General features: G+C 37.4%; 1 protein-coding gene. It reads left to right on the plus strand.

Annotated features, from left to right (window positions below):
• On the plus strand, positions 1-631 hold a 631-nt coding region (locus ACFIO5_RS11840), incomplete at its 5' end, for an ATPase, T2SS/T4P/T4SS family (protein WP_375705515.1).
• Positions 632-711: the final 80 nt, after the last annotated feature.

Raw genomic sequence — 711 nt, forward strand, 5'->3', positions numbered from 1 at the left:
AGAAGCGAATGACTTACTATCGAAACAGGATTTTACACGATTGGAGCCATTTGAAATCGAACTTTTGCAATTTAAACGTGAGAGAAAAATTCTTGAATTTTTGGAAAAATGCGTACTGTATAAACGCAACATCATTATTGCAGGAAAAACAGGATCAGGTAAAACAACATTTGCTCGTTCTTTAATCGAAAAGGTGCCTGTAGAAGAGCGTATTATTACAATTGAAGATGTTCATGAGCTTTTTTTACCAAATCATCCCAACCATGTGCATATGATTTATGGTGACAATATGGGTCGTGTTTCCGCTGAAGAATGTTTAGATGCGTGTATGCGTCAATCGCCTGACCGTATTTTTCTCGCTGAGCTACGTGGTAATGAGGCCTGGGAATATCTCAATTCATTGAACACCGGTCATCCTGGATCAATTACCACAACACATGCGAACAATGCTTTGCAAACATTTGAACGTTGTGCCACATTAATCAAAAGATCAGAAGTTGGCCGTCTACTCGATATAGAGATGATAAGGATGGTACTCTACAGCACAATTGATGTGGTGTTGTTCTTTAAGGATAGAAAGCTTTCTGAAATTTTTTACGACCCGATTTTTTCTAAATCAAAGATAGCTTAAACTAGGTTATTGCCTCAGCAATATCAGAGCTTTCAAAAAAGCCGCAAAGTTTTTTTGCGGCTTTTGCTTTTTTAATGAAG

The organism is Bartonella sp. AA86SXKL (genome assembly GCF_042196885.1).